We start from the raw sequence: 7,972 nt of genomic DNA on the forward strand, positions 1-7,972 counted from the left end.
AAAGGATGCTTTTTCTTTTTGGATTGGAAATAGGAAAAGAGTGAATGACTAGAAAACTTCATGTAAAATAAGAGGTAGTATAATTAAATTATTTTCACTAGCCTTCGAGTATAATCAATCTCTATATAAATAACTTATGTAGTTGGAGCTGGTTCATCTAAGAGGGTGGGATAAAAGAAGACGGGGTGTTGATATGCAACGAAGAAAATCTTTAGCGCTTTCTATTCCATATCAGTTAGATTTCTTTAAGCAATATAAATTTCTTTCTCAGGATAAGCCGCAACATATTTTGCTGGAAAGTGGACGTGGCGGTCGTTATAACATAGTGGGTTTAAACCCGGTAGCGGTAATCCAAGGGAAGGGTGAAAAGTTACATATAAGTGAAAGCGGTAAGGAAACAATAAAAAGAGGGAATCCATTAGATTTAATGCAAGAATATATGGAGAAATGGAAAACAGACTACAATCCAGAGTACCCGCCTTTTCAAGGTGGTGCAATTGGCTACTTTAGTTATGATTGTATCCGTTATATCGAAAAACTCCCTTCTCTTGCAGAGGATGATCTGAATATACCCGATATATACTTTTTATTATTTGACGATGTGTTTGTCTATGATCAAAAAGAAAAGCTATTGTGGATTATTACACATTATGTAGATAAGCATGCAGAAGCAGAAGAACGTTTAAATGAATGGAAGGATCTTTGGGTGGCAGAAGTGCCTGAAGTGACTATGCCGTTTGAACGTCCTAAAAAGAAAAATGAAGCGGTTGCCTTTACAGAAACAGGCTTTATGAAGGCAGTTGAATGTATTCAAGAATATATTGGAGCGGGTGATGTGTTCCAAGTAAACTTGTCGACTAGACAAGAAAGAACTTTACAAACGCATCCACTAGAAATTTATACAAGTCTTCGTGAAATTAATCCATCTCCATATATGGGTTACCTGGAGCTTGGGGATTTTCAAATTGTTAGTGGATCGCCAGAGTTGTTAATTAAGAAACAAGGAACTGAAGTAAGTACAAGACCAATTGCTGGAACGAGATCTAGAGGCGCGGATGAGCAAGAGGATGAAGAATTAGCAAGAGAATTAATTGAGAACGAAAAAGAAAGAGCAGAGCATGTAATGCTTGTGGATTTAGAAAGAAATGATTTAGGGCGTGTTTGTAAATATGGCACTGTAGAAGTAGATGAATTTATGGTAATTGAGAAATACTCACATGTTATGCATATTGTTTCTAATGTGCGTGGTGAGGTGGAAGAAGATAAAGATGCTTTTGATTTAGTGAAGGCTGTATTCCCTGGTGGAACAATTACTGGTGCCCCGAAAATACGTACAATGGAAATTATTGAGGAATTAGAACCTGTTCGCCGAGGGATTTATACAGGTTCAATCGGTTGGATTGGTTATTCTGGAGATACAGAATTGAATATTGTAATTAGAACACTTCTTGCTAAAGATGGAAAAGCTCATGTACAAGCGGGGGCGGGAATTGTAATTGATTCAAATCCGGAAAACGAATATAAAGAGTCGTTAAAAAAGGCGATTGCTTTATGGCGTGCAAAAGAACGTAGCGAAGAAACGGTTAGGTGAGAGAAATGATATTAATGATTGATAATTATGATTCTTTTACATTTAATTTAGTGCAGTTTCTTGGAGAACTTGGACAAGAGCTCGTTGTTAAACGTAACGATGAAGTGACGATTTCAGATATCGAGAATATGAAACCAGATTTTCTAATGATTTCTCCAGGTCCATGTAGTCCTAATGAAGCGGGGATTAGTATGGAAGTTATTAAATACTTCGCGGGGAAGATTCCGATTTTTGGAGTTTGTTTAGGGCATCAATCTATTGCACAAGTGTTTGGTGGAGAGGTTGTTCGTGCAGAACGATTAATGCATGGGAAAACTTCGCTTATGCATCATGATGGAAAGACGATTTTTTCGGATATTCCTAATCCGTTTACTGCGACGCGCTATCATTCCCTTATTGTTAAGAAAGAGACGTTACCAGATTGCTTAGAGGTAACATCTTGGACGGAGGAAGGGGAAATTATGGCACTTCGTCATAAGACATTGCCGATAGAGGGTGTGCAATTCCATCCGGAATCTATTATGACTTCTCATGGGAAAGAGTTATTGCAGAATTTCATTCGTAAATACAGTCCAAGTGCGACATTATGTTAATTTACGTAAATGGTCAGTATGTAGAAGCAAGTGAAGCGAGAATTTCTCCTTATGATCATGGTTATTTATATGGTCTTGGAGTTTTTGAAACGTTTCGTATTTATAATGGTCATCCTTTCTTATTGGATGATCATTATGACCGTTTAATAGAGGCGCTGGATACATTGCAAATTAAATGGACAATGACAAAAAATGATGTGATGCTTATTTTGAAAGATTTACTCGCTAAGAATGAATTGAAGCATGCATATGTACGTTTTAATGTATCGGCAGGTATAGATGAAATAGGATTACAAACGGAAATATACGAAGAGCCTTCGGTTATTGTTTTTATAAAACCTTTAACAGCTCCAGGAGATGTAGTAGAAAAAGAAGGTGTTATTTTAAAACAAGTGCGAAATACACCGGAAGGGACATTTCGCCTGAAGTCTCATCACTATTTAAATAATATTTTAGGTAAGCGTGAAATTGGAAATGTTGTGAGCAAGGAAGGTATTTTCCTTACTGAAGCAGGTTATGTTGCAGAGGGTATTGTTTCGAATCTATTTTTTGTGAAAGGTGATGTTTTATATACACCTTCGTTAGAGACAGGTATTTTAAATGGTATCACTCGTGCGTTTATTATAAAGAGTGCTGAAGAATTAAATATAGAAGTAAAGGAAGGTTTCTTTACAAAAGATGAGCTACTTTCAGCGGATGAAGTCTTCGTAACAAACTCCATTCAAGAAATTGTTCCGCTTTATCGTATAGAAGCGCAGGATTTCCCGGGTAAAGTAGGAGTGGTTACAAAAAGTTTAATGTACCTTTATGGAATGCAAAGAGAGAAATTATGGAGCAGAAATGAATTACGAAGAGGAGATGTGTAGTTTGAAGTGGGATTATGATTTACGCTGCGGCGAATATACATTGAATTTAAATGAAAAGACATTAATTATGGGGATTTTAAATGTAACACCAGATTCGTTTTCTGATGGTGGGAGTTACAACGAGGTAGATGCTGCGGTACGTCACGCAAAAGAAATGCAAGGTGAAGGTGCTCATATTATTGATATTGGTGGCGAATCTACTCGCCCAGGTTTTGCTAAAGTATCAGTAGAAGAAGAAATAAAGCGAGTCGTCCCGATGATTCAAGCAGTTTCAAAAGAAGTAAAATTACCTATATCTATCGATACATATAAAGCTGAAGTTGCAAAACAAGCAATTGAGGCTGGTGCTCATATTATTAATGATATTTGGGGGGCGAAGGCGGAGCCGAAAATTGCTGAAGTCGCAGCCCATTATGATGTACCCATCATTTTAATGCATAACCGTGATAATATGAATTATCGTAATTTAATGGCGGATATGATTGCTGATTTGTATGACAGTATTAAAATTGCTAAAAATGCTGGTGTGCGAGATGAGAATATTATTTTAGATCCAGGTATCGGTTTTGCTAAAACACCGGAGCAGAACTTAGAGGCGATGCGTAATTTAGAACAGTTAAATGTGCTAGGTTATCCGGTTCTCTTAGGTACTTCGAGAAAGTCCTTTATTGGGCACGTATTAGATTTGCCAGTAGAGGAACGCCTTGAGGGAACGGGAGCTACTGTTTGTCTTGGTATTGAAAAGGGCTGTGAGTTTGTTCGTGTCCATGATGTGAAAGAAATGGCGCGTATGGCTAAAATGATGGATGCGATGATTGGTAAGGGGGTAAGGTAATTGGATAAAATTTATATCCATGATATGGAATTTTACGGTTATCATGGTGTGTTTCCAGAGGAGAATAGATTAGGTCAGAGATTTAAAGTTGACTTAACGGTGGAGTTGGATTTAAAGCGTGCAGGGGAAAGTGATGACTTAGAGCATTCTGTCAATTATGGAGAGCTTTTCGAATTATGTAGAAAAGTTGTTGAGGATAGAAAGTATAAGCTTGTGGAGAGTATCGCTGAAAATATTGCTGCAGATATATTAAAGCAATATAAAAGGATTTCACGGTGTACAATTAAGGTGATTAAACCAGATCCGCCGATACCGGGCCATTATCGCGCTGTAGCAGTAGAAATTACGAGAGAACGTCCATGAATAATATAGCGTACATTGCATTAGGGTCAAATATTGGAGAGCGTTATACGTATTTAACTGAAGCCATTCAGTTTTTAAATAAAAGTCCGTATATTCAAGTTGATGATGTTTCGTCAGTGTATGAAACTGATCCAGTTGGCTATACTGACCAAAGTTGTTTTTTAAATTTAGTTATAAAAATTTCTACCAATTTATCACCGCAAGAATTATTGAAAGTAACACAAAAAGTAGAAAATGACCTAGGAAGAAAAAGGGAAATTAGGTGGGGGCCGAGGACTATCGACCTTGACATTTTACTTTATAATCAAGAGAATATTGAAGCAGAGAATCTTATTGTTCCGCATCCGCGGATGTTCGAAAGAGCTTTTGTTATCGTTCCGTTGTTAGAGATTAATCAAGATATAAAACAAAACATTTCACGTTCACAAGTAGAAGAAATGAAAAGGCGAGAGGGAGTAACGGTATGGAAGCAGAAAAATGGGGAAGACGCATTCGTGCTTTTCGAAAGCTAAAAGGCTACACGCAAGAAGGTTTTGCTAAAGAATTAGGGGTATCAGTATCTGTTTTAGGTGAAGTTGAGAGAGGGAATCGATCGCCTTCTCAAGATTTTGTAGTAGAAGTTGCTAAGGCGTTAAATGTTTCGATAGATGAATTAATGCCAAGGTGACTGTGCAGGAAGGAGTAGGTTGATTGTTAAAGATTGCAAATATTGAGATGAAAAATCCGGTTGTATTAGCACCGATGGCGGGAGTTTGTAACTCTGCATTCCGTTTAACAGTTAAAGAATTTGGTGCAGGTTTAGTTTGTGCTGAAATGGTAAGTGATAAGGCAATATTACTGAATAACAAAAGAACATTAGATATGTTATATATTGATGAGAGAGAAAAACCATTAAGTTTACAAATTTTCGGTGGAGAGAAAGAAACGCTTGTAGATGCTGCGAAATACGTAGATAAATATACGACAGCAGACATTATTGATATTAATATGGGTTGCCCAGTACCGAAAATCGTTAAATGTGATGCGGGGGCAAGGTGGCTTCTAGATCCAAATAAAATATACGAAATGGTAGCAGCGGTTGTAGATGCTGTTGAAAAGCCGGTTACGGTTAAAATGCGTATCGGTTGGGATGAAGAACATATTTTCGCAATAGAAAATGCTAGAGCTGTTGAGCGTGCTGGCGGACAAGCTGTGGCGGTTCACGGACGTACGCGAGTGCAAATGTATGAAGGGAAAGCAGATTGGGATATCATTAAACAAGTAAAGCAAGCTGTGAATATCCCGGTTATCGGAAATGGTGATGTCGAAACACCGCAAGATGCGAAGCGTATGCTTGATGAGATTGGTGTAGATGGTGTTATGATTGGTCGTGCAGCTCTTGGGGATCCATGGATGATTTATCGTACGGTAAAGTATTTAGAGACAGGTGAATTAATGCCGGAACCAACAGTCCGTGAGAAAATTGATGTATGTATGTTGCATCTAGATCGTCTTATCGATTTAAAGAACGAAAATGTTGCTGTAAGAGAGATGAGAAAGCATGCGGCTTGGTATTTAAAAGGTGTTCGTGGTAATGCGAGTGTGCGTAATGGTATCAATACTTGCAACACGCGTGAAGACCTTGCGAATGTATTAGGTGCATTTGTAGAAGAAGTAGAGGCGAAACAACAAACAATTTACGTTGGTTAATAAGGAGGACGGAGAAGATTGACATTCTTCTACACACTTCCTATAATTACGTGAAAGAAAGAAGAACTGCCAGTTAGTTGCTGGCAGTTTTTCTAGTTGAGTAGAAAATGCTATACTGTATATATTGTAAAAATTAATAGAGCTGGAGTGATATCAATATCATGGATAACATGAACCACGAAGAATTAAACGACCAATTGCTTGTTCGTCGTGAAAAGCTACATAATTTACGTGAGCAAGGAATCGATCCGTTCGGTAAACGATTTGAACGCACAAATTCAACAACCGACTTAGTAAGTCTATATGGAGAATTCTCTAAAGAAGAATTAGAAGAGAAGGAAATCACGGTTTCTATCGCTGGTCGTATTATGACAAAACGCGGTAAAGGAAAAGCTGGATTCGCACACATTCAAGATTTACACGGACAAGTTCAAATTTACGTTCGTAAAGATACTGTTGGAGATGAAGAGTACGAGTTATTTACGACAGCAGATTTAGGTGACTTAGTAGGTATTGAAGGTAAAGTGTTCAAAACAAACGTTGGAGAACTTTCAGTAAAAGCAACAGGATTTACGCTTTTAACGAAATCTCTTCGTCCATTACCGGATAAATACCATGGATTAAAAGATGTTGAACAACGATACCGTCAACGTTACTTAGACTTAATTACAAGTATGGAAAGTCGTGAAACATTTGTTACTCGTAGTAAAATCATTCGTGAAATGAGAAGATATTTAGATGACAACGGTTATCTTGAAGTAGAAACGCCTATGATGCACGCGATTGCGGGTGGAGCATCTGCTCGTCCTTTCACTACGCATCATAATGCGTTAGATATGGAATTATATATGCGTATCGCAATTGAACTTCATTTAAAACGTCTTATTGTGGGCGGATTAGAAAAAGTTTATGAGATCGGCCGTGTATTCCGTAATGAGGGTGTATCAACTCGTCATAATCCTGAGTTTACGATGATTGAATTATATGAAGCGTACGCTGATTATAATGATATTATGAAACTAACAGAAAATATGGTTGCTCATATTGCGAAAAAAGTATTGGGTACAACAACGATCCAATATGGTGATTATGAAATTAATCTAGAACCAGAATGGACACGTCTTCATATGGTAGATGCAATTAAGCAACACTCTGGAGCGGATTTCTGGACTCCGATGAGTGTAGAAGAAGCGCGTGAGCTTGCAAAAGAACATAATGTAGAAATTAAGGATACAATGGAAGTTGGTCATATCATTAATGAGTTCTTCGAGCAAAAAGTAGAAGATAAATTAATTCAACCAACATTTATTTACGGTCATCCGGTAGAAATTTCGCCACTTGCGAAAAAGAATGACGAAGATCCACGATTCACAGATCGTTTCGAGTTATTTATCGTTGCACGTGAACATGCAAATGCATTCACTGAGTTAAACGATCCAATTGATCAAAAAGAACGTTTTGAAGCTCAATTAAAAGAGCGTGAGCAAGGTAATGATGAAGCTCACATGATGGATGATGATTATATCGAAGCTCTTGAGTACGGTATGCCTCCTACGGGTGGATTAGGAATCGGTATTGATCGTCTAGTTATGTTATTAACAAATGCACCATCTATTCGTGATGTATTATTATTCCCTGCTATGCGTCATAAACAAGACTAAGCTTTGGAGATTTCTCCAAAGCTTTTTTTATTTGAGTATGAGTTGCGTGGGTATAATAGATCTTGCTGGTGCGAGAAATTATATTTATATAGAAGAAATGTGCTGTTTTTATACTTTTTTACTAAGTTAAAAATTTTATTAGAAAAACTATTGCATTTTAATAATTAAACTGGTATATTTATATCCGTTGCCACGAAAGGTAACAAGCAAAACAAACGAAAAACAACTTATTGAAAAAAGTTGTTGACGAAAATATAACAAAATGTTATATTGATAAAGTCGCTTGTGAGCGACAACGTAGTTCTTTGAAAACTGAACGAAACAAACAACGTGAAACGTCAATTTTTATTTTTAGATGCTAGACAAACTAACTT

The 7,972-nt window shown here is 37.1% G+C and carries 9 protein-coding genes; all 9 read left to right on the top strand.

Annotated features, from left to right (window positions below; translation table 11 throughout):
- Window positions 1-193 precede the first annotated feature (193 nt).
- The gene (pabB, locus tag AC1Q51_RS27510) at window positions 194-1,591 is read left to right on the top strand and encodes an aminodeoxychorismate synthase component I (RefSeq protein WP_016513294.1); all 1,398 of its coding nucleotides are present in this window, start codon (window positions 194-196) and stop codon (window positions 1,589-1,591) included.
- A gap of 5 nt (window positions 1,592-1,596) precedes the next feature.
- Entirely contained in the window at window positions 1,597-2,184 is a 588-nt protein-coding gene (pabA, locus tag AC1Q51_RS27515; protein WP_000602297.1) for an aminodeoxychorismate/anthranilate synthase component II, read from the top strand.
- Window positions 2,178-3,050 carry an aminodeoxychorismate lyase gene (gene pabC / locus AC1Q51_RS27520; RefSeq protein ID WP_016513295.1) on the top strand — a complete coding sequence of 291 codons (873 nt, stop codon included), beginning with the start codon at window positions 2,178-2,180 and terminating at the stop codon, window positions 3,048-3,050. The genes pabA and pabC overlap by 7 nt, the downstream gene beginning before the upstream one ends.
- Complete coding sequence (gene folP, locus AC1Q51_RS27525; RefSeq protein WP_002103948.1) at window positions 3,025-3,885, top strand: dihydropteroate synthase; 861 nt, start codon at window positions 3,025-3,027, stop codon at window positions 3,883-3,885. Before pabC ends, folP begins: the two co-directional genes overlap by 26 nt.
- Window positions 3,886-4,248 (top strand): dihydroneopterin aldolase, encoded by a 363-nt coding sequence (folB, locus tag AC1Q51_RS27530; protein WP_000358069.1) that lies wholly within the window; start codon window positions 3,886-3,888, stop codon window positions 4,246-4,248.
- Window positions 4,245-4,760 (top strand): 2-amino-4-hydroxy-6-hydroxymethyldihydropteridine diphosphokinase, encoded by a 516-nt coding sequence (folK, locus tag AC1Q51_RS27535; protein ID WP_001059456.1) that lies wholly within the window; start codon window positions 4,245-4,247, stop codon window positions 4,758-4,760. Before folB ends, folK begins: the two co-directional genes overlap by 4 nt.
- The gene (locus tag AC1Q51_RS27540; RefSeq protein ID WP_098284605.1) at window positions 4,712-4,915 is read left to right on the top strand and encodes a helix-turn-helix domain-containing protein; all 204 of its coding nucleotides are present in this window, start codon (window positions 4,712-4,714) and stop codon (window positions 4,913-4,915) included. Before folK ends, AC1Q51_RS27540 begins: the two co-directional genes overlap by 49 nt.
- Before the next feature lie 23 nt (window positions 4,916-4,938).
- Entirely contained in the window at window positions 4,939-5,937 is a 999-nt protein-coding gene (gene dusB / locus AC1Q51_RS27545; RefSeq protein ID WP_000912249.1) for a tRNA dihydrouridine synthase DusB, read from the top strand.
- 161 nt (window positions 5,938-6,098) lie between these two features.
- Complete coding sequence (gene lysS / locus AC1Q51_RS27550) at window positions 6,099-7,598, top strand: lysine--tRNA ligase (RefSeq protein ID WP_000369686.1); 1,500 nt, start codon at window positions 6,099-6,101, stop codon at window positions 7,596-7,598.
- Window positions 7,599-7,972 lie beyond the last annotated feature (374 nt).

The sequence above is a fragment of the Bacillus sp. MT94 genome (genome assembly GCF_058792475.1).

Bases quoted from the DNA above. Each gene is read 5' to 3' on its own strand.
- pabC (WP_016513295.1), top strand. From the start codon at position 2,178: ATGTTAATTTACGTAAATGGTCAGTATGTAGAAGCAAGTGAAGCGAGA.
- folP (WP_002103948.1), top strand. From the start codon at position 3,025: ATGAATTACGAAGAGGAGATGTGTAGTTTGAAGTGGGATTATGATTTA.
- lysS (WP_000369686.1), top strand. From the start codon at position 6,099: ATGGATAACATGAACCACGAAGAATTAAACGACCAATTGCTTGTTCGT.
- AC1Q51_RS27540 (WP_098284605.1), top strand. From the start codon at position 4,712: ATGGAAGCAGAAAAATGGGGAAGACGCATTCGTGCTTTTCGAAAGCTA.
- pabA (WP_000602297.1), top strand. From the start codon at position 1,597: ATGATATTAATGATTGATAATTATGATTCTTTTACATTTAATTTAGTG.
- pabB (WP_016513294.1), top strand. From the start codon at position 194: ATGCAACGAAGAAAATCTTTAGCGCTTTCTATTCCATATCAGTTAGAT.
- folK (WP_001059456.1), top strand. From the start codon at position 4,245: ATGAATAATATAGCGTACATTGCATTAGGGTCAAATATTGGAGAGCGT.